The organism is Streptococcus cuniculi (assembly GCF_004570575.1).
Classification (GTDB): domain Bacteria; phylum Bacillota; class Bacilli; order Lactobacillales; family Streptococcaceae; genus Streptococcus; species Streptococcus cuniculi_A.
In genome coordinates this window covers 64176-86463 of record NZ_SPPD01000002.1, presented here as the reverse complement: position 1 = coordinate 86463, position 22288 = coordinate 64176, and the positions used below count along the sequence as shown (strand labels likewise).

Below are 22288 nucleotides of genomic sequence, written 5' to 3'. Positions count from 1 at the left end.
CTCTAGCATTCCTCCTTCATACTATTGATTCGTAAAAAGGAATAAGAAATTCATAAGCATCATGTTTTTCTTATTTTACAGTAAAATAAGAGGCTGGAATCATCCAGCCTCTTTAAATGTATATAGCAATCATAGCGAAACACCATTGAAAATTTTTCTCCACTCCTGATACCTTATAATTGAAGTTGATTGTATTTCTTTTCAAAGTGTTTCAGCATACTTTTTGGTGCTTCCTTATATGGAACACTTGTTTCTAGCTTGCCTTTAACAATCGTTCGCATAGTGGCAGCTGCATCTTCACACGTCACAAGCGTAATCTCAGTTTGACCTTCAATATCATCAATTACTTCAATACTCTCTGGAGTAACAGACTTAACTTCCGTCACGATATAGGTATATACATGTTGCTTATCAGTCACATAGATTTTCATACCTTCTTTAGCACGCAATAGAGGAGCGAAGAGAGTTTCGCTAGAACCAGCCATTCCAATAATATTATGACTAGCAAGGGCATAGTTACCCTGCCCCATTTCTTGCCCCTCTTTCATCGTCCCTGCGCCATACATGAGCGAAACATTAGACACACCTTTAAAAATCGGTAAATTGATGTTCAAATCAGGAATCGCAATCCCTCCGATTACAGGTAGTTCTTGCGCTTCCCATTGTGCTTTCAGAACAGCCTCTGTTGAGATGGATTCTACCTGATCAAAATCAAAGGTCGTTGCTGCCTGCTTATTTTTCTCAATATCAGCTTCTGTGATCTTACTCACCTGATAGCGATTACTATTCCAGGCGATAATCATATTGCGAATAGATGTGTTAAAAATTAAGGCGATAGCAATAAGGAGGAGGATAGCCGCGAGGATATTTCTCCAAATGCTACTTGTTTTCTTGTTACTCGAACGTTTACGATTGCTCATAAAATTATTCTTCCTCTACATCTTTAGAATTTGCAGCGTCTACCAAGGCAAAGGTTACGATACTTGCCTCCTCATCCAATCGCATGACTTTCACACCCATAGTCGCCCGACCTGTCTGGGAGATATTCGCTACATTTGTCCGAATGATGACCCCTGTATCTGTAATCACCATGACATCTTCATCACCCGAAACCGTGGTTAAGCCTGCTAGGTAACCATTCTTTTCTGCCACCTTAACAGTCTTGATACCTTTACCACCACGTCCCTTGGTTGGATACTCTTGGGCAGGCGTGCGTTTTCCGAAGCCATTTTCCGTCAAGACAAGAACCTCTTGCTCATCTGACACAACGGCTGCACCAACAAGGCAGTCCCCTTCACGGAGTTTCATCCCCCGTACACCAGTCGCGATACGTCCCATATTGCGGACATCTGTTTCTGTGAAACGAACGGCATAACCAAATTTAGAGCCCATAATGACATCTGTCTGCCCATCCGTCAAGAAGACATTGATCAATTCATCATCTTCTTTCAAATTGAGGGCCTTCAAACCACTTTGACGAATATTTGCAAATTCAGCAACGCTGGTTCGTTTGACAATTCCTTGGCGGGTGGTAAAGAAGAGATAGTGACCTTCTTCTTGCTCCTTGGTCACATTGATAATAGTCTGAATAGACTCATTGTCCTCCAATTTCAAGAGATTGATGACTGGCAGTCCCTTGGCTGTGCGGCCGTATTCAGGAATTTCATACCCTTTCAGACGATAGACCCGTCCCTTATTGGTAAAGAATAAGAGCCTGTCATGCGTGCTGGTCGAAACCAATTCACGGACAAAGTCGTCATCTTTGACCCCTGTTCCTTGAACACCACGTCCACCGCGCTTTTGGGCATGAAATTCATCTTGGGAAAGACGCTTGATATAGCCTTGATTTGATAGGGTAATCAGCACATCTGTTTCTTCAATCAAGTCCTCGTCTTCTAGCGATAGCACTTCTCCGACCATCAATTCTGTCCGGCGAGAATCCGCATATTTCCGCTTGATTTCTTCTAATTCATCCTTGATGATTTGGACGACACGTTCAGGCTTAGCCAAAATATCCGCCAAGTCTGCAATCAAGGCTACCAGATCATCATACTCTGACTGAATCTTGTCTCGTTCCAATCCTGTCAAACGGCGCAGACGCATATCCAGAATGGCTTGACTTTGACGCTCTGACAATTCAAAGCGTGTCATCAATTCCACCTGAGCAATCGCATCAGTTTCACTGTTACGAATGACCTTAATCACTTCATCAATATGATCAAGTGCAATCAGCAAGCCTTCTAAAATGTGGGCACGCGCTTCTGCTTTTTCTTTGTCAAACTGCGTTCGGCGGGTCACCACTTCTTTTTGGTGCTCTACATAAGCATCCAAAATTTGACGGACTGACAAGATCTTCGGCACACCGTTTTGGATCGCCAGCATATTAAAGCTAAAGTTGGTTTGAAGCTGGGTTAATTTGAAGAGGTTATTCAAAATGACATTGGCTGACGCATCACGTCTCACCTCAATGACAAAGCGAACCCCCTCACGGTTGGATTCGTCACGAACAGCTGTGATCCCGTCGATGCGCTTTTCCTGCACCAAGCGAACAATATGCTCATGAACCTTGGTCTTATTAACCATGTAAGGAAATTCAGTAACAACGATCCGTTCGCGACCATTTCCATACTCTTCGATTTCTGTCCGAGAGCGTAGGACGATTGACCCTTTTCCTGTTTCATAAGCACGGTGAATACCGGATCTTCCCATGACAAGAGCGCCTGTTGGAAAGTCGGGGCCGGGCAAGACTTCCATAATGTCACGGGTGGTCGCTTCTGGATTATCGATAATCAAATTCACCGCTTCAATTGTTTCACCGAGATTGTGGGGTGGAATATTTGTCGCCATCCCTACGGCAATCCCCGTAGTCCCATTGACGAGAAGATTTGGAAAGCGGGCTGGCAGAACTTCTGGCTCACGCTCGCTAGCGTCATAGTTATCTGCAAAATTGACGGTATTCTTGTTAATATCCCGCAGCATTTCAAGGGCAATTTTGGTCATACGGGCCTCGGTATAACGCTGGGCAGCCGCTCCGTCTCCGTCCATTGACCCAAAGTTTCCATGACCATCTACTAGCATGTAGCGGTAGCTCCACCATTGAGCCATCCGTACCATAGCCTCATAAATCGCACTATCACCGTGCGGATGGTATTTACCCATAACATCCCCTGTAATACGGGCTGATTTCTTATGCGGTTTATCTGGCGTAATGCCCAATTCATTCATTCCATACAGAATACGACGATGAACGGGTTTTAGACCATCTCGTACATCAGGAAGCGCCCGAGCTACGATAACACTCATTGCATAGTCAATGAAACTGGTCTTCATTTCGCTGGTCAGATTTACATCTACCAAATGTTTATCATGCATTAAATCTGTCTCTTTTCTCTAGAAAGTATCTATTATATTATAACATATTGTGAAGAAATTTTCTTGTAGAGAAGCCATAATGTAAACATTTTCAAAGTGGCTTTCACAAGTGACAAAGTACCTAAAAAATGCTAGAATGATAAATGGTCGGGACGCTCGTCCCTAAATAAAACTAAGGAGATGTTTAGAACATGACTGCAACTAAACAACATAAAAAAGTTATCCTTGTCGGTGATGGTGCCGTAGGTTCTGCTTATGCTTATGCACTTGTCAACCAAGGAATTGGTCAAGAATTAGGTATCGTTGATATCAACAAAGATCGTACTCAAGGTGATGCAGAAGATTTGAGCCACGCTCTTGCATTCACTTCGCCTAAAAAAATCTATTCAGCTGAATATTCTGATGCACACGATGCAGATCTTGTTGTTTTAACAGCAGGTTTGCCACAAAAACCAGGTGAAACTCGCCTTCAATTGATCGAGAAAAATCTTCGTATTAACCAACAAATCGTCAGTGAAATTGTTGCTTCTGGTTTCAACGGTATTTTCCTTGTCGCAGCTAACCCAGTTGACATCCTTACTTACTCAACTTGGAAATTCTCTGGCTTCCCTAAAGAGCGCGTCATCGGTTCTGGTACTTCTCTTGACTCTGCTCGCTTCCGTCAAGCACTTGCTGAAAAGATCGGTATTGATGCGCGTTCAGTTCACGCCTACATCATGGGTGAGCACGGTGATTCAGAGTTTGCCGTATGGTCACATGCAAACGTTGCAGGTGTTAAGTTAGAGCGTTGGTTACAAGACAACCGTGATATTGATGAGCAAGGACTTGTAGACTTGTTTGTATCTGTTCGTGATGCTGCTTACTCTATCATCAATAAAAAAGGGGCAACCTACTATGGTATCGGTGCTGCACTTGCTCGTATCACAAAGGCTATCTTTGATGATGAGAACGCTGTGCTTCCACTTTCTGTTTACCAAGCAGGTCAATACGAGGGCGTTGAAGATGTCTTTATCGGACAACCAGCGATTATCGGTGCACACGGTATTGTTCGTCCAGTAAACATCCCATTGAGCGACGCGGAATTGCAAAAAATGCAAGCCTCTGCTAGACAATTAAAAGAAATCATGGATGATGCCTTTGCAAATCCAGAGATTGCAGCTTCAATCAAAAACTAATCTAAAAACCTTGCTTAGCAAGGTTTTTTAGTTCTGTTAGAGACTTGCATTCAGCGATAGGTCTGGTATAGCCGTTTAGTTTATTTTTAGTATTAGCTCCAACAGTCTGGGGATAGACTGTTGGAGGTTGGAAATAAAGAAAACGAAGTTTTCGTCAACACAGTCTGGGGATAGACTGTTGGAGGTTGGAAATAAAGAAAACGAAGTTTTCGTCAACACAGTCCTGGAGAGAGACTGTTTGAGCTAGGAAATGAAGAAAACGAAGTTTTCGTCAAAAGTCGCAGGTAGCACTGAAGTGCATTAACGAAGTATAAACTAAATGCCTATAATAGACTGATTGCATCTGCTTTATAGCCCTCCGCTTGCTCACTTAAAACCATATAAAAGTAGGAGTAAAATGGTCTAGTCCAGACTATTTTACTCCCACTTCCATTTTTTTATTTTGATTTGATATAGTTGATACCATCTGCTTTCGGTGCAACGGCTTTTCCGAAGAATGCTGCAAGCGCTACTACTGTAATCAAGTAAGGGGCGATCTGTAAGTATACAGTCGGTACTTGAGAAAGGCCTGGAAGCTGCGCTCCAATAACTGCTAAACTTTGAGACAAGCCGAAGAATAGGCTAGCCAGCATCGCACCCAGTGGATTCCATTTACCGAAAATCACAGCTGCTAAGGCAATGAAGCCAGAACCGACAATGGTCGTTGCTGAAAAGTTAATATTAACGGTTTGGGCACTTACAGCACCCCCAACTCCACCGAGGAAGCCTGCAATCAGGACACCAGCATAGCGCATAGCGTATACGTTGATCCCCAAGGTATCTGCTGCCTGTGGATGCTCACCAACTGAACGAAGACGCAAACCAAATTTAGTCTTATAGAGGATAAACCAAGATAAGAAAGCCATAGCAATAGCTACATAGCCCATTAAACTAGTGTTTTTAAAGAATAAATCACCGACTACTGGAATCTTTTCTAGTAATGGGAATGAAAACTTACCAAATGATTGTGGAATGCTATCTGTCTGCCCTTTGTGGTAAAGAACCTTAATGAGAAAGACGGATAAGGCTGGCGCTAGTAAGTTGAGCACCGTTCCTGACACGACATGGTCTGCACGGAAGTTGATCGTTGCGACTGCGTGGATAATAGAAAATACTAATCCTGCTACTCCTCCGACCAAGACAGCTAAAAGTGGAGTTGTCTTACCAAAGATGCTTGCAAATTCAATATTGAATACAACACCAGCAAAAGCACCGATCACCATGATTCCTTCTAGTCCCACATTGACAATACCTGCTCGTTCAGAGAACACGCCTCCAAGACTGGTAAAAATAAGAGGGGCAGAGTAAATCAACATTTGCGAAACAAGCAGCGTTAAGATTGTCAGATTCATACCTAGTTCGCTCCTTTCGCTTTTTTTCTACGTTTCAATAATTGTTCAAAGATGAATTTAACACCGACAAAGAAGATGATAGATGCAGTCACCACGTTGATCAATTCAGGTGGAATCTGCGCTTTCACCATACCAGGCGCTCCGATTGACAAGGTACCAAATAGGAAGGCAGCAAACGGAATTCCAAGTGGCGAATTAGAGGCTAGTAGGGCTACGGACATACCATTGAAACCAATATCCAGATTTCCACCTTGAGTATAGACATTTTGGAAGGTTCCAAGTCCCTGAATGGCACCACCGATACCTGCTAAGGCACCAGAGATAATCATGGAGAGAATGATCGTCCGTTTAGCAGACATGCCTGCATAATCAGAAGCTGTCGGATTGAGACCAACAGAGCGAATCTCAAAACCAAGGGTTGTCTTTGTTAATAAGAACCAGATAACAAGCACAGCAACCACAGCAAAGAAGATACCAATATTTATCCGAGAATTTTCAGTCGCACTCGTCAACCAATCCAAGCGGTAGGAAGCATTGGCAGAGATATTGATACTTGAGTCCTTATTCTTCATCAAATCAGTTGCAAAAACATTGCGGATAATATAGTTGCTGGTATAGAGCAAGATATAGTTCATCATGATGGTCACGATTACCTCGCTCGTTCCGAGATAGGCACGTAAGATCCCCGGAATTGCTCCGGCAAGACCTCCGGCAATCATTGCGACTAAAATCGTTGCCAAGATTAGCACAGGACGTGGTAGATCTGGGTTTGCTAGGGCAAACCATCCCGCAAATACCCAACCGACAAGCGCTTGACCTGAAAGCCCAACGTTAAAGAAGCCTGCGCGACTTGCCACTGCAAATCCTAGAGCTGTAAAGATGAGCGGAGCCATAGCTGCAAAAATTTCTCCGATAGATTTTACAGAGCCAAAGGCTGAATAAAATAATTGATCGTAGCCTGCAATAGGGTCATAGCCAAATACAAGCATGATGATGGCTCCTAGAACCAAGCCTGACAGAACCGCAAGTAGGGGGAGAGTTATATTTTGTAACTTTTTAGGCATTTGCTTCCTCCTTTTCCAGCCTTCCTCCAGCCATTAAGAATCCCAATTCCTGTTTATTGGTCTTGGCAGGATCAACAATCCCATGAATAACACCGTCATGAATGACTGCAATACGGTCAGACACATCTAAAATTTCATCCAATTCAAAGCTGACCACCAGTACCGCTTTTCCTTTATCACGCTCTGCAATGAGGCGTTTACGGATATATTCAATCGCCCCAACATCAAGACCGCGCGTCGGTTGGCTGACAATCAACAAATCAGGATTTCGGTCGATTTCCCGCGCGATAATCGCTTTTTGCTGATTTCCCCCTGAAAGTGCCTTGACGGCTACCAGTTCACTAGCACCCCGAACGTCAAATTCTGCCATGAGTTCACGGGCTTTTTTGTTAATGGTATCATAGTTCAAGATACCGTTTTTAGAAATTGGTTCCTTGTAGTAGGTCTGCAAGGCAATATTTTCAGCCACTGTCATTTGCAAGACCAGACCATCACGGTGACGATCCTCTGGCACATGGCTAACCTTCATCTCTGTTATCTTCCGGGGTGTTTTTCCGACTACTTCTGTGCCCTTAATAAAAATTTGACCAGATTTTACCTTACGAAGCCCTGTAATCGCTTGAATAAGCTCGCTCTGACCATTGCCATCAATCCCTGCAATACCAACAACTTCTCCTGCACGGACATCAAGCGATAAGCCTTTAACAGCAGGAATCCCGCGATTTTCATGAACGACTAAGTCTTTAATCGATAGAATGACTTCTTTAGGATCAGCAGCAACTTTTTCCGTCTTAAAGGATACGGAACGCCCGACCATCCACTCGGCTAGGTCTTCGTTGCTCGCACCAGCGACTTCGACAGTTTCAATTGATTTTCCGCGACGGATAACAGTTACGCTATCCGCAACTGCGCGAATCTCATCTAACTTGTGAGTAATCAGGATGATCGATTTTCCTTCTTGCACCAGAGTTTTCATAATTTTTAGAAGCTCTGTAATTTCTGCCGGCGTCAAAACAGCCGTTGGCTCATCAAAAATCAATAAATCGGCTCCACGATAGAGGGTTTTAAGAATCTCTACCCGTTGCTGTGCCCCGACTGAAATATCTGCGACTTTGGCGGTCGGATCTACCTCCAGACCATATCTAGCTGATAATTCTTTAATATCTTGGATAGCCTTTTTAAGGTCTATCACGCCAGCCTTGGTTGTTTCACTTCCTAAAATAATATTTTCGGCGACTGTAAAAGCATCCACAAGCATGAAATGCTGGTGAACCATCCCAATTCCCAAATGTGCAGCCTTAGATGGAGAATCAATTGTCACAACTTGACCATTTATAGCAATTTCTCCACTTGTCGGCTCTAAAAGACCCGCAAGCATGTTCATCAATGTCGACTTACCTGCACCATTTTCTCCTAAAAGGGCATGAATTTCTCCACGTCTGACATTTAAATTGATATGATCATTTGCGACAAAATCACCAAAAATCTTTGTGATTTCTCGCATTTCAATGACATAATCTTTTGTCATAATCTCTTTTCCTTTCGGATTATATTTTGTCAGTAAAACCTACCAAAACAAGGCTTGATAAGCTTTAATGAAATTATATAATCTCAACTCCTAAAACGGCGACCGAGTCAGGTCGCCGTTTCGGATTAAACACTATTCTATTTTTTCTTAGGCGCTTCTGGAACTTCTACTTTTTTATCCAAGATGTCCTTCTTAGCAGCTGCTACTGCTTCTGAAGCTTCGCTTGAAAGATTGGTTTCAGCCAAGTCTACTCCTTTATCTGCAAGTGAGAATGTGATGATGTCACCACCAGGAAACTCACCTTTAAGAGCTTTTGCAGCAAGGTCTTTAACAGAAGTACCTACTTCTTTAAGAGTAGATGCCAATACGAAGTTTGACTCTTTCCCATCTTTAGAAGTGTATTTACCTTCTGCTGATTGATCACGGTCTACACCAATGATCCAAACCTTGTCTGCCTCATTACGTGTTTCATTTTCTGCTTTCGCTGCGGCAAAGACACCGTTACCTGTACCACCTGATGCGTGGAAGATCACGTCTGCACCAGCAGCATATTGAGCAGCAGCCAATGTTTGACCTTTTGCTGAATCAGCAAATGAACCTGCATAGTCAACCGTTACTTTGATATCTTTATTAACAGATTTCACACCTGCTACGAATCCTGCTTCAAAGCGGTCAATGATAACAGATTCCATACCACCGATAAATCCTACATGGTTTGTTTTTGTTGATTTAGCAGCAGCTACACCAGCAAGGTAAGATGCTTCATGGTCTGCAAAGCCAACGCTCGCTACGTTCTTCTGGTCTTTGACAACACTATCAACAATCACATAGTTTGTGTCAGGATTGTTTGGTGCTACTTCAGCAATCGCATTTTCCAAGGCAAAACCGATACCGAATACAAGGTTGTAGCCGCCTGAAACTGCTGAATCAAGGTTTGTTACGTAATCAGATTGACTACCTGATTGGAAGTAGGTGTAGCCCTCATCTTTTTTAAGACCGTTTTCTTCTCCCCATGCTGTCAAACCTTCCCAAGCTGACTGGTTAAATGAACGGTCGTCAACACCACCAACGTCCGTAACAATTGCTGCTTTTACTCCTGTGGCATCACTTGAGCTTGAATCGTTCTTAGCTGCGCGGTTGCCACAAGCAGCAAGTGCCACAGTTGCAAGAGTCGCAACACCTAAACCAATAAGTTTTTTGTTCATTTCTGAACCCTCCTAAAAATTCTTTGTGCAACCTTCGTTGCAAAATGGAAATGATACAGTCAAACGACTGTCTTACAGACGATACTCTTGAAACTTCAAGGGATACCTTAAGGTATCTTGAGAACGGGAGACATCAGCTTGCTTGCCTTTGTAGGATGACAGCTGCGTTCCCATCTATTTGACCTTTCTTGAGTATTAGTTTAAGTCTGTAAAAGAATACGGAAGTAATTCCCCGACTGTCATCTCGACTGTCGATTTATCTTTAGCAACTAATGTTACTCTTAAATCTTCTTCAAAAAATTCTGCCATCACTTGGCGACATGCCCCGCATGGTGAAACGGGCTTGGCTGTTTCACCATAAACAATGAGCTCTGAAAACTCCAAAACACCTTCTGAAATAGCTTTAAAAATCGCTGTCCGCTCCCCACAATTGGTCAAACCAAAGCTAGCATTTTCAATATTAACACCTGTAAAGACCTGACCGTCCTTTGCGACTAAGACAGCTCCGATAGGAAAGTGGGAATAAGGAACATAGGCTTTTTTACTAACTTCAATGGATAAATCAATTAAATCAGTAGTCGCCATTCGCCTTTTCTCCTTTCATAATCGCCACCCCAGAAGAAGCTCCGATACGAGTTGCACCTGCTTCAATAAAGGCTTTCGCATCTTCGTACGAACGAGCACCACCAGATGCTTTCACTCCCATATCTGGTCCAACTGTTTTTCTCATCAAGGCGACATCTGCTACTGTAGCACCTCCAGTTGAGAAGCCCGTAGAAGTCTTGACAAAATCAGCACCTGCTTCTTGTGATAATTGACAAGCTTTGACTTTTTCTTCATCTGTCAATAGGCAGGTTTCAATGATGACCTTGACCAAGGTATCACCACTCGCTTCGACAACTGCTTGAATGTCTTTCAAGACAGTATCGTAATCTTGCGATTTGAGGGCACCGACGTTAATCACCATGTCAATTTCATCTGCACCATTTGCAATCGCATCTTTGGTTTCAAATGCTTTAACCGCTGGTGTATTTGCCCCTAGAGGAAAGCCGATAACGGTACAAACTTTTACGTCTGTGTCTTTCAGCTCCTGTGCTGAAAGAGCTACCCACGTAGGATTGACACAGACACTAGCAAAATCATATTCTTTTGCTTCAGCAATAATTGCCAAGACCTGCTCTTTGGTCGCATTTGGTTTTAGTAGGGTGTGATCAATATATTTATTTAATTTCATCTTTTTCTCCGTACATTATGAAACAATTTCGATAATTTCTTTCGTCTTTACACTTACATTTCCTATTTTAACATTTTTTTGGAAATTTGCGAGCATATTTTCCGAAATATTTTCATTTGCGAAAATCGTTGCGATTTCTTGACCAGCTTCAACAGCCTCCCCGGCCTTTTTATGAAAGACAATTCCGGTTTCGTAATCGAGCGAGTCCGTCTTAACTGACCGCCCTGCACCTAATTTCATAGCAAACAAGCCAAATTCCAAAGCTGGGAGAGCTTCGATATAGCCACTTTCTTGTGCCAAGACAGGCACTTGATGTGAAACATGGACCTGACGATACAAGTCCTCTAGGTCACCACCTTGAGCAACTACCATTTCTTCAAATTTTCGAAGGGCAGATCCGTCGTGCAAATGTGCGCGGACTTCGTCCACTGTCTTTTCGACATCAGCAAGTCCTAACATAATCTGTGCCAACTCGCAGATAAACTCGGTCACATCCTCGCGTCCCTTGCCTTGTAAAATCTCCAAGGCTTCGAGAATCTCCAGACGATTTCCGATGCTGGTTCCGACAGGTTGTGACATATCCGTAATAACGGCAACCGTTTTTCTGCCGACTGCTTTTCCGAGCTCAACCATGGTCTGTGCCAATTGACGGGCATCTTCGATATTTTTCATGAAGGCACCTTCCCCAACCGTCACATCTAGTAAAATCGCATCCGCTCCCGCCGCAATTTTCTTGGACATGACCGAACTTGCAATCAGGGGAATAATGTCCACTGTTGCCGTCACATCACGAAGAGCATAGAGCAATTTATCTGCCTTCACCATATTATCAGACTGACCAATCACTGCTACACCGATGTCTTGGACCTGCTTGATAAACTGGTCCTGGGTCACTTCAATCTGGTAGCCCTTGATGGATTCTAGCTTATCCAAGGTTCCGCCTGTATGACCCAAGCCACGTCCGCTCATCTTCGCAACGGGTATTCCAAAGCTAGCAACGAGAGGTGCTAAAATCAAGGTCACCTTGTCACCGACACCTCCAGTCGAATGCTTATCTACTTTCACACCTGCAATCGCTGAAAGGTCAATCTCTTCCCCACTTGCCACCATCGCCATGGTCAAATCAGAGATTTCCCGAGTAGACATGCCTCTAAAGTAGACAGCCATTGCAAATGCTGCCATCTGATAATCAGGAACACTCCCCTCAGCGTATCCGCTGATGAGCCAGTTGATTTCTTCTGTGGTGAGTTCATGATCGTCCCGCTTTTTCTGAATTAAGTCAACTGTCCTCATTCTTTCACACTTTCTAAAATATAATATCCCTTATCTTTTTTCAAGATAATACAGTTACCAAAAACCTCCTCCATCTTGGCTTTGGCGCTTGGAGCACCCTGCTTTTTCTGAATCACGATGGTCAACCGTCCAGAAGCTACCAAATGGTCATACGCTCCTTCAATAATCTCGTGGACAACTGCCTTACCAGCTCGAATCGGAGGATTTGAAATCACATAGTCAAAAGTTCCAACAACTTCTTCATAGATATTGGATTGGAAAACAGAGGCCTGAACCTTATTTTTTCCAGCATTTTGAATCGCCAACTCAATAGCTCGGCTATTAATATCGACCATGGTCGGCAAAATACCAAAAACCTTCCCTAAAGTCAAACCAAGTGGACCATATCCACAGCCCACATCCAATAATGTCTTTCCTTTTTCCAGTTCTAGGGTATTGAGTAGTACTTGACTACCATAATCCACCATCTTCTTACTGAACACTCCTGCATCTGTTAGGAAGAACATTTCTTGATCGAGCAAGGTGACGCGCAACTCATGAAAATCATGAGCAACACTAGGATTTTTCTCGTAATACATATTTGCCATGTCCTTATTATACCATTTAAGAAAAACGTTTACAAGAGATTGCTAAAACTCTTACAATCATTTTACACCCATGAAAAATCATGCTACAATGGTGCTATGAAGAATGAATTGATCAATTTTGAAAAAATCAGTCGCCAGACTTGGCAACAACTGCATCGAAACACCACGGTTCCGCTAACCCAGGAAGAACTAAATTCGATTAAAAGTTTTAATGATACCATTAGCCTACAAGATGTCCTTGATGTCTACCTACCACTCATTAACCTGATTCGGATTTATAAAAAGGCTAGCGAGGATTTGTCGTTTTCCAAAAGTCTCTTTTTACAGAAGAAAATCAAAACTCATCCCTTTATCATTGGCATTTCAGGTAGTGTGGCTGTTGGAAAGTCGACAACCAGCAGGCTTTTACAGATTCTACTGACTAGAACTTTTAAGCGTGCCAAGGTGGAAATGGTCACAACAGATGGTTTTCTCTATCCTAATGCTGTTTTAAAAGAAAGAAATCTCCTCGACCGCAAGGGCTTCCCTGAGTCCTACAATATGGAGTTGCTGCTTGACTTTTTAAACACCATTGAAAATGGGCATGATTTTAAAATTCCCGTCTACTCCCATGAAGTCTACGATATTGTACCAAATCAGTATCGAACCATTTCAGCACCCGACTTCCTGATTGTAGAGGGAATTAATGTCTTACAAAATCCTCAAAATCAGCATCTCTATGTCAGTGATTACTTTGATTTGGCCATCTATGTTGATGCCGCAGTGGAAAATATCGAAAGCTGGTACTTGGAGCGCTTTAAGAAACTGTTGAAACTGGCAGAAAGGGATCCGAGCAATTACTACCACCGCTTTTTGGACATGTCTGAAGAGGACAGCTCTGCATTTGCCCACAGCATTTGGGAGACCATCAATCTGGTCAATCTGAAAGACTATATCGAGCCGACCCGACATCGGGCAGATATCATTCTTCATAAAGCAAAAAATCATGAGATTGATGAAATTTACTTGAAAAAATAATTTCCTCTTGTCAAAATCTCTTTTTTCAGATATAATAGTGTAGTTAGTATAGAAAAGGTGGAGGTGAAACCATTGGCAAACATTAAGTCAGCTATCAAACGTGCTGAATTGAACGTAAAACAAAACGAAAAAAACTCAGCTCAAAAATCAGCTATGCGTACTGCAATCAAAGCATTTGAAGCAAACCCTTCTGAGGAACTTTTCCGCGCTGCTAGCTCAGCTATTGATAAAGCAGAAACAAAAGGTTTGATTCACAAAAACAAAGCAAGCCGCGACAAAGCACGTCTTGCATCAAAACTTGCTTAATAAAAAGAGCCTTTCGGCTTCTTTTTTTATCCAAATTTCTAGAAAGGTTCTGACATGAAAATTGCAATTATCGGCTATAGCGCTTCTGGCAAATCAACCTTAGCTAGCTATCTCAGTAAACATTATGGGATTCCCTGTCTACATTTAGACAAGTTACGATTCCTTCCTAACTGGCAGGAACGACCCGATGAAGACATGCGCAGCCAACTTCAGACTTTTTTAGAGAATAATTCATGGATCATCGAAGGAAATTACAGTGACTTCTACTACCAAGAGCGCATGGAAGAAGCGGACCAGATTATCCTGATGGTATTTTCACGCTGGAGTTGTCTATTCCGCGCTGTTAAACGCTATATCACCTATGCTGGACGAGTCCGTGAGAGTAGTGCAGAGGGCTGCAGCGAAAAACTGGACTGGGAATTTATCCGCTGGATTTTAAAAGATGGACGATCTCCAAAAGCCCGAAAACGCTACCAAGCAATCTGCCAGACCTACGCTGACAAGATCACTATTCTCCATAACCAGAAAGAACTGGATGAACTTATGAGTGCTCTGAGAGGCCGAACTCAAGTTCAGCCTCTCAAAACGTAGATAAACAATTTTCTATTTAACCAAGCTCAAAAGCCCCGTTCACTTAACATTCGATTTTCTCGAGCGGAGCGAGCCTCATCCGCTGCTTTTCGCTGTGGTAAAGGTAGGGAGTTTACCTCGTTACGTTTCATAGGTTTAACAGGTTGATGCAGTCGTTTCTAGTTGATAAGAGGACTACAAAATCGATTTCTACGAAATCACGATTGAATTCCACTTCCTACTCAGAAATGTTAGGAGGTTTAGTTCAACATTTATATAGTGGATTGAGAAAAGATTAGGACGAGGCAAGGAGCTATAGATAGAACTTAGCATTCATCAAAGCGACTGAACGATGTCCTAACTTTTATGCAATTCACATAGGTATGGAATGCCGCAGGAAGTCGCTCCCCTCCGCACCACCTAAGAACAATAGCACAAAAGAACTTTTTCTTCAATCTAAAAGGCTGAACTCAAGTTCAACCTTTTTTCTACATGTTTTTATTTCATTGCACCAACTTGTTGACCAGCAATTCGACCGTAGGTAATAATATCAGTAATGGCATTTCCACCTAGACGGTTCTTCCCTTGGATGACACCTGTCAACTCGCCTGCTGCATATAGTCCCGGAATCGCTTTTCCACTTTCATCTAAAACTTCTGTTTTTTCATTGATGACCAAGCCACCCATGGTGTGATGTACAGACGGTGCTGCCTTTTCGATATAGTAGGGACCTTTTTCAAGGGATACCAAGCCCGCACGGTGGTGGAAATCCTTATCCTCACCGTCTTTTGCGTAGGCATTAACCTTTTCAAGGGTTGCTTTCAAGGTATCTACATCAATGTCAAAGAATTTTGCTGCTTCTTCAATCGTATCTGCCTTGACCAATAATTTTTCACGAATCAACTCATCATACTCTGCCTTGTGGGCTTCTTTGGTCTTAGAAATTGCGTCAATATCGTCGTTCCAGATTTGGTAGGCATATCCACCTGTTTGTGCAAGGATTGCTTTAGAAATCACATCGCGACGTTCCAGTTCTTCCACGAAGCGTTTACCTTCTTGGTTGACTAAGATTGCACCGTCAAAGCGGGTATCTGCCAACAAGGAAATCATACCTGTTTTTGGATTAGCAATTGGGTAGGTTTGGATACTTTCCATATTGGTAAGGGCAGCGCCTACTTCTTGTGCCATCACAATTCCGTCTCCTGTTGTACCAACAGAGTCAGTAGAATGGTAGCGCTCGTCGTATTCTTTGTTGTATTGTTTGCGCATTTCGATATTGGAACCAAATCCGCCCGTTGTCAAAATAACAGCATTGGTAGCATGGAAAGTCACTTCACGCTTTTCTCTATCTGTTGCAGTAACCCCGACGATTTTGCCACTATCATCTTTCAGTAGCTTCTCCGCTTTCACATTCAGAAAGACTGGAATCTTCAACTCGTCCGCTTTCATCTTCAACTTAGAAATCAACTCAGCACCCGTATGCCCAACTGGGATGAGGGCACGTTTGAAGCTGTGACCACCAAATTGGAACAATTGATCTGGGAGAAATTCAACTTTGATGTCATCACGGAGCCATTCAGCTGATTCCAAGGCTTTTTCAGCCATCAAGCGAACCATCTTCGGATCTCCGACATTGTCGCCACCTTTCATGGTGTCTTGGTAGTAGATGTCGACTGAATCCCCTTCAATTCCTAATTTCTTTTGAACCCAGTTACCTGGTGCATTCATTTCACCACCAGAAAGGAGGGTATTTCCGCCAATTGCAGGAAGTTTTTCCAAAATAGCTACCTTTTTACCAGCTTCTGCTGCTTCAATGGCTGCGCTAAATCCTGCCCCACCAGAACCGACAACGACCACATCAAAGGTTTGCTCTGCTGGGATTTGTTCCTTTTCTTTGGCTTGTTTTGATTTCTTAGCTGCAACAAGGGTAATCCCTGATTTTTCAACGGCATCTTTTACCGCATTGAGGTAGCCTTCGCTAGTTGCAGAAGCACCAGATACCGCTTCCACATCTGCTGAGTTTTGCGCAATAATCATCTCTTGCAACTCTTCGTAAACAGGCTCAGACAAGACCTTGTTTTCATCTTGCTCCAAAACATCAACCTTGGTAATGGCGCCGTCTTTAATGGTCACAGCTACCTTGATGTCACCATGCTTCCCACTCCCCACACCTTCAAAGGTTCCACCTTTTTTCGCAGCAGAACAGCCAATCATCAGCAATACTGCTACAAAGCTGAGCAGTATGACCTTCAAACTTCTTTTCATCTTACTCTCCTTTTTTCTATTGTTTGCCAATAGATATGAAATAATATGTGCTTTTTATCACACTCTCTATTTTAGCATAAACAGGACATAATGCAACCGTTATCATAAATTTTTTCATGACTATGAGGAAAGTCAGAAAATTGCTATTTTTTAATCTTTTCAAGCCAAAAGGAGCCGAGACTTTCGCTCAACTCCTACTCTTTTTATTTTAGTGCTATTTTCGATATTCTTTAGGCAACTTGACCTCAAAAATGGTGCCTTTGGGCTGACGATCTTGCACCGTAATGGTTCCGCGAAGGGTTTCAATAATTTGCTTGGCGAGAGATAAACCAAGACCAAAGCCCCCCTTTTGACGGGTTCTGGCCTTGTCGACACGATAGAACCGGTCGAAAATTTTCTTTTTATTTTCAGAACTAATACCAAACCCGTTATCCGCTACCCTGATGATGAGGAAACGATCTTTGGTATAAATATCTACCCAGATATGCCCATCTTCTTCCGAATACTTCATGGCATTATCCACCAAAATAGTCATCAACTGCTTGAGCAAGGTCTTATCGGAGCGAATCACTTCCGTGACATCTTGGTGGACTTCAATTGTTTTCCCATTTTCTTCCGCCATAATGATATAGTTGACCAAGGTGTCATCAAAGAAAGAGGGCTGAACATCTACGATTTCTGGTTTCAAACCATCATCACGTCTGGCAAGATTTAGTAAATTGGTCGTTAACAACCGCATATTGCGCACTTCTGCAAGACTTGACGCAATATTTGCGCTACTATCCATAATGGTCGCTTCAGGATGTCTAAAGAGGCTTTCAAGACGATTTTGCAAGACCGTTAGAGGCGTCCGCAATTCGTGGCTGGCATTTTCGACAAACTCCTTCTGCTTTTGAAAACTCGCGAGGATTGGGCGCATGCTGACATTTGAAAGATAGATGCTGGCTACAATCGAAATCAACCAGAACCCAATCATGACAATCATGACGGTTGATTCATACGAGGCAATTGAGGACTTAATTTGACTGGTGTTAAAGAGGATAGCTGCGTATTTGATGTCTAAACCTGTGTAGGCAGAAACAGCACTGGTCGGCAGGGTCAGGCTCATACACCGATAGGTTTCTTTCTCACCAAAAGGAGTCGTCACAGTACACTCCGTAATGGTATCTAACGATTCCTTATCAAGCTGTAAAGTGGACAAACCAGAAAAATAATCTACTTGATTGAGACGATTGCCCTTGCTATCGTACAGTATCACGTGGTAGTTAGCATTCAGCCGGATTTTAGAAGCCGGATAGACGAACTTGTATTCAGGTTCTCCCTTCTCTTCTTCGGCGTCCCCATTGTTCGTGCCCTTTTCAACTTTGTTTGCACTCTCATTTTTTTCCCAAACAATTTCGACTTCTGATGATAAACCACGAGCTCTTGCAAATTCCAGCAGCATATCGGGAGCGTTTGCCATTTCCTTAAAATTTTCATCGGAACTCCGATACATAGTGGAGCGCATCAGCTGGAAAATAATAAGGGTCATCAGCCCAAAAATAAGGGTAAATACAGCAAAATAACGGATAAAATAAGAAAAATTATCCGTATGGTAGAGCTTGCGAAATTTAGTTAACATGTTTCAAGATGTAGCCGACACTTCTGAGGGTTTGCAGCTGCTCACCAAAGGTCGTCCCTTTCAATTTTTTTCTAATTTTGGAGACATAGACCTCTACAACTGAAATGGTCGTATCGCTGTCAAAGCCCCAAATTCGGTCAAAAATTTGTGTCTTTGGTAAAATGACGTTTTGATTCTGCAAGAAATAAACCAGCAGGTCAAACTCTTTCCCGAGCATCTCTACCTCACTACCATTGACTGTTGTTGTATTGGTAGAAAGGTCAACAGACAGATCACCAAACGTTAGAGTATTTTCGTTGAATTTTCCCGAACGCTTCAAAAGGGCCTGAATCCGCATCTTCAACTCTTCTAGGTAAAAGGGCTTGGTTAAGTAATCATCCGCTCCCAATTCAAAACCGTGTCCCTTATCATCCAAACTTTCCTTAGCAGTTGTAATGAGGACAGGCGTTGTAATGCCTTTAGCCCGCAATTCTTTGAGGACTTGGAAACCATCTTTTTCTGGCAACATCAAGTCCAGCAAAATAAGGTCATAGACACCTGATTCGGCTTCATACAAACCCTCATCACCGTCAAACACCTGCATGACATCTGCAAAATCATCTAAAAAATCAAATACGGAATTGGATAAGCTCAAATCGTCTTCTATCAGTAGTATCTTAATCAATTTCATCTCTCCTATCTTATCCCATTATACCATGAACGCTCCCACATCATGGTAACTTTTACTAGCTATTCATACAGTCTACCTTCTCAAACTTAAAAAAAACTAAAAATCTGGACAAATACTAAGATACAAGGGCGTGAAAAGAACACAGTGAAAATAGGAAATCTGACGAAGAGTCTGTAGACTCTAGGAAGATTTATCTTTTTCACACAGTGCTTAGCCCGAGTTCAATTACTCAAGATACAGCGGTAGTTTACTTGTTACGCAATTTTTCATCACTCATCCACCAAAGATACACTGTATCTTTGGTGCGTTAAAAACTCAAAGCGCACTCAAGAGTATCCGTATCCGTAAGCGAACAAAATTCGCAACGGCTACGGAAAAATAGGAAATTTGACGCAGAAACTGTAGTTTCTAGGAAAATTTATCTTTTTCGCACAGAGTTTAGGGCGTGTTCAATTATAAGATACAAGGGCGTATAAAAATCTGTATGAAAATAGGAATCTTGACGAAGTGCTGAGGCACTAGGAAAGATTATACCTAAAGGTAGCCACAGTTGTAATCGGCTAAAGCCGAAACATCTGCGTCTCTTTTTCACTAAGATTTTAGCCCGCGTTCAGTTATATAAGATACGAGGGCGTGAACAGCACACAGTGAAAAGCTCCACTGGAGCTTTTCACTCATCAAGACAAGTTAACAAAGGAGCCTTTTGATTTACTAAGAGTATTGAATCATTATAACTCTGTGATATTTCCTGTACGAAGATAAACGACCCACTCACAGATATTTTTGGCGTAGTCACCGATGCGTTCGAGGTAGGAGATGACTTGGAAATAGTCGCGTCCAGCAATCAAGGCATCTGGATTTTTCTTGATTTCTTCTGTCGCTAAATCTTGAATGGCATTGTAGTATTGGTTGATGATTTCGTCGTGAGCAGCTAGTTCGTAGGCCTGCTCCGTCTCACCACCGTTTAGGTAGAGTTCCAGAGCAGCTTCCACTAATTTACGGACTTCGCGGCCCATTTTCTTAATCTCTGCTTCCACGACCTGGATGCGGACTTCTCCTTTCATACGGATAGCCGCTTCTGCAATCGACACCGCATGGTCTCCCATGCGCTCCAAGTCGTTAGTGGCTTTCAAGACGGTAATAACGGTGCGTAGATCTGTAGAGACAGGTTGCTGAAGTGCGATGATTTCAAGTGATTTTTTTTCGAGCTTGATTTCAAAGGCATTGATTTTAGCATCTGATTCGATGACTTCTTTGGCCAATTCCCGATCATGCGTGATGAAGGCTTGGACAGTATTGTTGATTTGTCCAAGCACTTCATTTCCCATGGCGTAAAACTGGTTATGCAATTTGTCTAGTTCTTCTTCAAATTGTGTTCTTAGCATTGTGATTATTCCTTTTTATTATCCAAATTTTCCTGTGATATAGTCCTCGGTTTCCTTATGGCGAGGATTTAAGAAGACTTGCTTGGTCTGGTCATACTCAATCAAATCTCCGTCTAAGAAGAAGCCTGTTCTGTCTGAAATCCGCGAAGCTTGCTGCATGGAGCGTGTCACCAAGACCATGGTGTACTTCTCTTTTAAGCCATACAAGGTATCTTCGATTTTCCCTGCTGAAATCGGGTCGAGCGCTGAGGTCGGCTCATCCAAGAGGATAATCTTCGGACTAGTCGCAAGAACCCGCGCGACACAAACCCGCTGCTGCTGTCCACCTGATAAACCAAGCGCTGAATCATGTAGGCGATCCTTGACCTCGTCCCAGATAGAAGCACTAATCAAGGATTTCTCCACTGCTTCATCTAGGACCTGTTTGTCCTTAATCCCATTGATTCGCAAGCCATAGACAACATTTTCATAAATCGTCATCGGGAAGGGATTAGGCTGTTGGAAAACCATGCCAATCTCTTTGCGTAAATCAACTGTATCAGTCCGCGGACTGTAGATGTTGCGACCGTTATAGTCAATCGCTCCTGTCAGAGTCACTTCTGGATTCAAATCGCCCATGCGGTTGATGGAACGTAAAAGCGTTGATTTTCCAGAACCAGATGGGCCAATCAACGCTGTGATTTCATTTGGATAAAAATCAACGGAAACGTTGTTCAAGGCCTTTTTTTTATTGTAATAAACAGACAAGTCTTTGACTTGTAAAATCGGTGCTGTCATCAAAGTTCCTTTCTATCCAAAGTGTCCTGACACGTAGTCGTTGGTGGATTGTAGTTTGGCATTTTGGAAGATGTTAGCTGTCTTATCATACTCAATCAAATCTCCCAAGTAAAAGAAGGCTGTATAATCGCTTGCACGGGCTGCTTGTTGCATATTGTGAGTCACGATGATAATGGTATAGTTCTTCTTCAATTCAAACATGGTTTCTTCCAGCTGCATCGTCGCAATCGGATCAAGAGCTGAAGCAGGTTCGTCCATGAGTAAGATTTTCGGCTTAACCGAGATTGCACGGGCAATGCACAAACGTTGCTGCTGTCCACCTGATAGGGTCAGGGCAGACTTGTGAAGATCATCCTTGACCTGTTCCCAGAGAGCCGCTTGCTTAAGAGAGGTTTCAACAAGCTCATCCAAGACTTTTTTGTCTTTTACACCCGCCCGTTCATGGGCAAAGGTGATATTGCGATAGATAGACTTTGCAAAAGGATTAGGACGCTGAAAGACCATGCCAATGTGCTTACGCATTTCATAGACATTGATTTCAGGTCGGTTAACATCCACTCCCTCATAGAGAATTTCCCCAGTCACCTTGGCAATATCAATCGTATCGTTCATACGGTTTAAGCTCCGCAGATAGGTAGACTTACCAGATCCAGATGGACCAATCAAGGCTGTAATTTTATTTTTTTCAAACTGCATATCAATGCCCTTAATGGATTCCTTACCACCATAGTAGACATGTAAATCCTTTGTTTCTAAGGCAATTTTCTCCTGCGGAAAGGTGATGATATGCTTTTCATTCCAATTATATTCTGCCATTGTTTCTCCTCT

At 42.7% G+C, this 22288-nt stretch carries 20 protein-coding genes; 4 read left to right on the top strand and 16 right to left on the bottom strand.

Features of this window, described 5'->3' with window-relative positions:
* Nucleotides 1-173: 173 nt before the first annotated feature.
* Both E4T82_RS02055 and gyrA read right to left on the bottom strand, forming a co-directional pair.
* A complete protein-coding gene (locus E4T82_RS02055; protein WP_135181240.1) occupies nt 174-920 on the bottom strand; it encodes a class A sortase in 747 nt (248 codons plus the stop codon).
* Nucleotides 921-924: 4 nt separating this feature from the next.
* Nucleotides 925-3372 (bottom strand): DNA gyrase subunit A, encoded by a 2448-nt coding sequence (gene gyrA / locus E4T82_RS02050; protein WP_135181239.1) that lies wholly within the window; start codon nt 3370-3372, stop codon nt 925-927.
* Nucleotides 3373-3563: 191 nt separating this feature from the next.
* Between gyrA and E4T82_RS02045 the strand changes: the two genes are divergently transcribed.
* The gene (locus tag E4T82_RS02045; protein WP_135052835.1) at nt 3564-4547 is read left to right on the top strand and encodes an L-lactate dehydrogenase; all 984 of its coding nucleotides are present in this window, start codon (nt 3564-3566) and stop codon (nt 4545-4547) included.
* A gap of 437 nt (nt 4548-4984) precedes the next feature.
* Here the strand turns inward: E4T82_RS02045 and E4T82_RS02040 are convergent, their stop codons facing one another.
* The 8 genes from E4T82_RS02040 to E4T82_RS02005 form a co-directional block, all read right to left on the bottom strand.
* On the bottom strand, nt 4985-5938 hold the full coding sequence (locus E4T82_RS02040) for an ABC transporter permease (RefSeq protein ID WP_075098310.1): 954 nt from the start codon (nt 5936-5938) through the stop codon (nt 4985-4987).
* Nucleotides 5939-5940: 2 nt separating this feature from the next.
* Nucleotides 5941-7002 (bottom strand): ABC transporter permease, encoded by a 1062-nt coding sequence (locus E4T82_RS02035; RefSeq protein ID WP_075098309.1) that lies wholly within the window; start codon nt 7000-7002, stop codon nt 5941-5943.
* The gene (locus E4T82_RS02030; RefSeq protein ID WP_075098308.1) at nt 6995-8530 is read right to left on the bottom strand and encodes an ABC transporter ATP-binding protein; all 1536 of its coding nucleotides are present in this window, start codon (nt 8528-8530) and stop codon (nt 6995-6997) included. The genes E4T82_RS02035 and E4T82_RS02030 overlap by 8 nt, the downstream gene beginning before the upstream one ends.
* A gap of 137 nt (nt 8531-8667) precedes the next feature.
* Nucleotides 8668-9735, bottom strand: a complete 1068-nt coding sequence (locus E4T82_RS02025) for a BMP family lipoprotein (RefSeq protein WP_135181238.1) — start codon at nt 9733-9735, stop codon at nt 8668-8670.
* Between the two features lie 195 nt (nt 9736-9930).
* Nucleotides 9931-10320, bottom strand: a complete 390-nt coding sequence (locus tag E4T82_RS02020) for a cytidine deaminase (RefSeq protein WP_135181237.1) — start codon at nt 10318-10320, stop codon at nt 9931-9933.
* A complete protein-coding gene (gene deoC / locus E4T82_RS02015; protein WP_135181236.1) occupies nt 10307-10969 on the bottom strand; it encodes a deoxyribose-phosphate aldolase in 663 nt (220 codons plus the stop codon). The genes E4T82_RS02020 and deoC overlap by 14 nt, the downstream gene beginning before the upstream one ends.
* Nucleotides 10970-10984: 15 nt before the next feature.
* Nucleotides 10985-12262 (bottom strand): pyrimidine-nucleoside phosphorylase, encoded by a 1278-nt coding sequence (locus tag E4T82_RS02010; protein WP_135181235.1) that lies wholly within the window; start codon nt 12260-12262, stop codon nt 10985-10987.
* Nucleotides 12259-12849 (bottom strand): class I SAM-dependent methyltransferase, encoded by a 591-nt coding sequence (locus E4T82_RS02005; protein WP_135181234.1) that lies wholly within the window; start codon nt 12847-12849, stop codon nt 12259-12261. The genes E4T82_RS02010 and E4T82_RS02005 overlap by 4 nt, the downstream gene beginning before the upstream one ends.
* A 96-nt stretch (nt 12850-12945) precedes the next feature.
* Between E4T82_RS02005 and coaA the strand changes: the two genes are divergently transcribed.
* The 3 genes from coaA to E4T82_RS01990 are packed head-to-tail and all read left to right on the top strand — an operon-like array spanning nt 12946 to nt 14763.
* The gene (gene coaA, locus E4T82_RS02000) at nt 12946-13866 is read left to right on the top strand and encodes a type I pantothenate kinase (protein WP_135181233.1); all 921 of its coding nucleotides are present in this window, start codon (nt 12946-12948) and stop codon (nt 13864-13866) included.
* Nucleotides 13867-13923: 57 nt separating this feature from the next.
* A complete protein-coding gene (gene rpsT / locus E4T82_RS01995) occupies nt 13924-14172 on the top strand; it encodes a 30S ribosomal protein S20 (RefSeq protein ID WP_012027069.1) in 249 nt (82 codons plus the stop codon).
* 54 nt (nt 14173-14226) lie between these two features.
* Nucleotides 14227-14763, top strand: coding sequence for a DNA topology modulation protein (locus E4T82_RS01990; protein WP_135181232.1), 537 nt, complete (start codon nt 14227-14229; stop codon nt 14761-14763).
* 477 nt (nt 14764-15240) lie between these two features.
* On the opposite strand, the gene E4T82_RS01985 is transcribed toward E4T82_RS01990, so the two are convergent.
* The 6 genes from E4T82_RS01985 to pstB (E4T82_RS01960) all read right to left on the bottom strand — a co-directional run bounded on the left by E4T82_RS01985 (nt 15241) and on the right by pstB (E4T82_RS01960) (nt 22276).
* The gene (locus tag E4T82_RS01985; protein WP_135181231.1) at nt 15241-17007 is read right to left on the bottom strand and encodes a flavocytochrome c; all 1767 of its coding nucleotides are present in this window, start codon (nt 17005-17007) and stop codon (nt 15241-15243) included.
* Nucleotides 17008-17221: 214 nt separating this feature from the next.
* Nucleotides 17222-18628: a sensor histidine kinase gene (locus E4T82_RS01980; RefSeq protein ID WP_135181230.1), complete on the bottom strand. Its 1407-nt coding sequence runs from the start codon at nt 18626-18628 to the stop codon at nt 17222-17224.
* Nucleotides 18618-19292: a response regulator transcription factor gene (locus E4T82_RS01975; protein ID WP_135181229.1), complete on the bottom strand. Its 675-nt coding sequence runs from the start codon at nt 19290-19292 to the stop codon at nt 18618-18620. Before E4T82_RS01975 ends, E4T82_RS01980 begins: the two co-directional genes overlap by 11 nt.
* Before the next feature lie 734 nt (nt 19293-20026).
* Nucleotides 20027-20683 carry a phosphate signaling complex protein PhoU gene (phoU, locus tag E4T82_RS01970; RefSeq protein ID WP_135181228.1) on the bottom strand — a complete coding sequence of 219 codons (657 nt, stop codon included), beginning with the start codon at nt 20681-20683 and terminating at the stop codon, nt 20027-20029.
* A gap of 18 nt (nt 20684-20701) precedes the next feature.
* Entirely contained in the window at nt 20702-21460 is a 759-nt protein-coding gene (pstB, locus tag E4T82_RS01965; RefSeq protein ID WP_135181227.1) for a phosphate ABC transporter ATP-binding protein PstB, read from the bottom strand.
* A gap of 12 nt (nt 21461-21472) precedes the next feature.
* The gene (gene pstB, locus E4T82_RS01960; protein ID WP_135181226.1) at nt 21473-22276 is read right to left on the bottom strand and encodes a phosphate ABC transporter ATP-binding protein PstB; all 804 of its coding nucleotides are present in this window, start codon (nt 22274-22276) and stop codon (nt 21473-21475) included.
* Nucleotides 22277-22288 lie beyond the last annotated feature (12 nt).

What these genes read in the sequence shown, in the direction of transcription:
- E4T82_RS02055 (WP_135181240.1), bottom strand. Translation starts at nt 920, where the DNA reads ATGAGCAATCGTAAACGTTCGAGTAACAAGAAAACAAGTAGCATTTGG.
- gyrA (WP_135181239.1), bottom strand. Translation starts at nt 3,372, where the DNA reads ATGCATGATAAACATTTGGTAGATGTAAATCTGACCAGCGAAATGAAG.
- E4T82_RS02045 (WP_135052835.1), top strand. Translation starts at nt 3,564, where the DNA reads ATGACTGCAACTAAACAACATAAAAAAGTTATCCTTGTCGGTGATGGT.
- E4T82_RS02040 (WP_075098310.1), bottom strand. Translation starts at nt 5,938, where the DNA reads ATGAATCTGACAATCTTAACGCTGCTTGTTTCGCAAATGTTGATTTAC.
- E4T82_RS02035 (WP_075098309.1), bottom strand. Translation starts at nt 7,002, where the DNA reads ATGCCTAAAAAGTTACAAAATATAACTCTCCCCCTACTTGCGGTTCTG.
- E4T82_RS02030 (WP_075098308.1), bottom strand. Translation starts at nt 8,530, where the DNA reads ATGACAAAAGATTATGTCATTGAAATGCGAGAAATCACAAAGATTTTT.
- E4T82_RS02025 (WP_135181238.1), bottom strand. Translation starts at nt 9,735, where the DNA reads ATGAACAAAAAACTTATTGGTTTAGGTGTTGCGACTCTTGCAACTGTG.
- E4T82_RS02020 (WP_135181237.1), bottom strand. Translation starts at nt 10,320, where the DNA reads ATGGCGACTACTGATTTAATTGATTTATCCATTGAAGTTAGTAAAAAA.
- deoC (WP_135181236.1), bottom strand. Translation starts at nt 10,969, where the DNA reads ATGAAATTAAATAAATATATTGATCACACCCTACTAAAACCAAATGCG.
- E4T82_RS02010 (WP_135181235.1), bottom strand. Translation starts at nt 12,262, where the DNA reads ATGAGGACAGTTGACTTAATTCAGAAAAAGCGGGACGATCATGAACTC.
- E4T82_RS02005 (WP_135181234.1), bottom strand. Translation starts at nt 12,849, where the DNA reads ATGGCAAATATGTATTACGAGAAAAATCCTAGTGTTGCTCATGATTTT.
- coaA (WP_135181233.1), top strand. Translation starts at nt 12,946, where the DNA reads ATGAAGAATGAATTGATCAATTTTGAAAAAATCAGTCGCCAGACTTGG.
- E4T82_RS01990 (WP_135181232.1), top strand. Translation starts at nt 14,227, where the DNA reads ATGAAAATTGCAATTATCGGCTATAGCGCTTCTGGCAAATCAACCTTA.
- E4T82_RS01985 (WP_135181231.1), bottom strand. Translation starts at nt 17,007, where the DNA reads ATGAAAAGAAGTTTGAAGGTCATACTGCTCAGCTTTGTAGCAGTATTG.
- E4T82_RS01980 (WP_135181230.1), bottom strand. Translation starts at nt 18,628, where the DNA reads ATGTTAACTAAATTTCGCAAGCTCTACCATACGGATAATTTTTCTTAT.
- phoU (WP_135181228.1), bottom strand. Translation starts at nt 20,683, where the DNA reads ATGCTAAGAACACAATTTGAAGAAGAACTAGACAAATTGCATAACCAG.
- pstB (WP_135181227.1), bottom strand. Translation starts at nt 21,460, where the DNA reads ATGACAGCACCGATTTTACAAGTCAAAGACTTGTCTGTTTATTACAAT.
- pstB (WP_135181226.1), bottom strand. Translation starts at nt 22,276, where the DNA reads ATGGCAGAATATAATTGGAATGAAAAGCATATCATCACCTTTCCGCAG.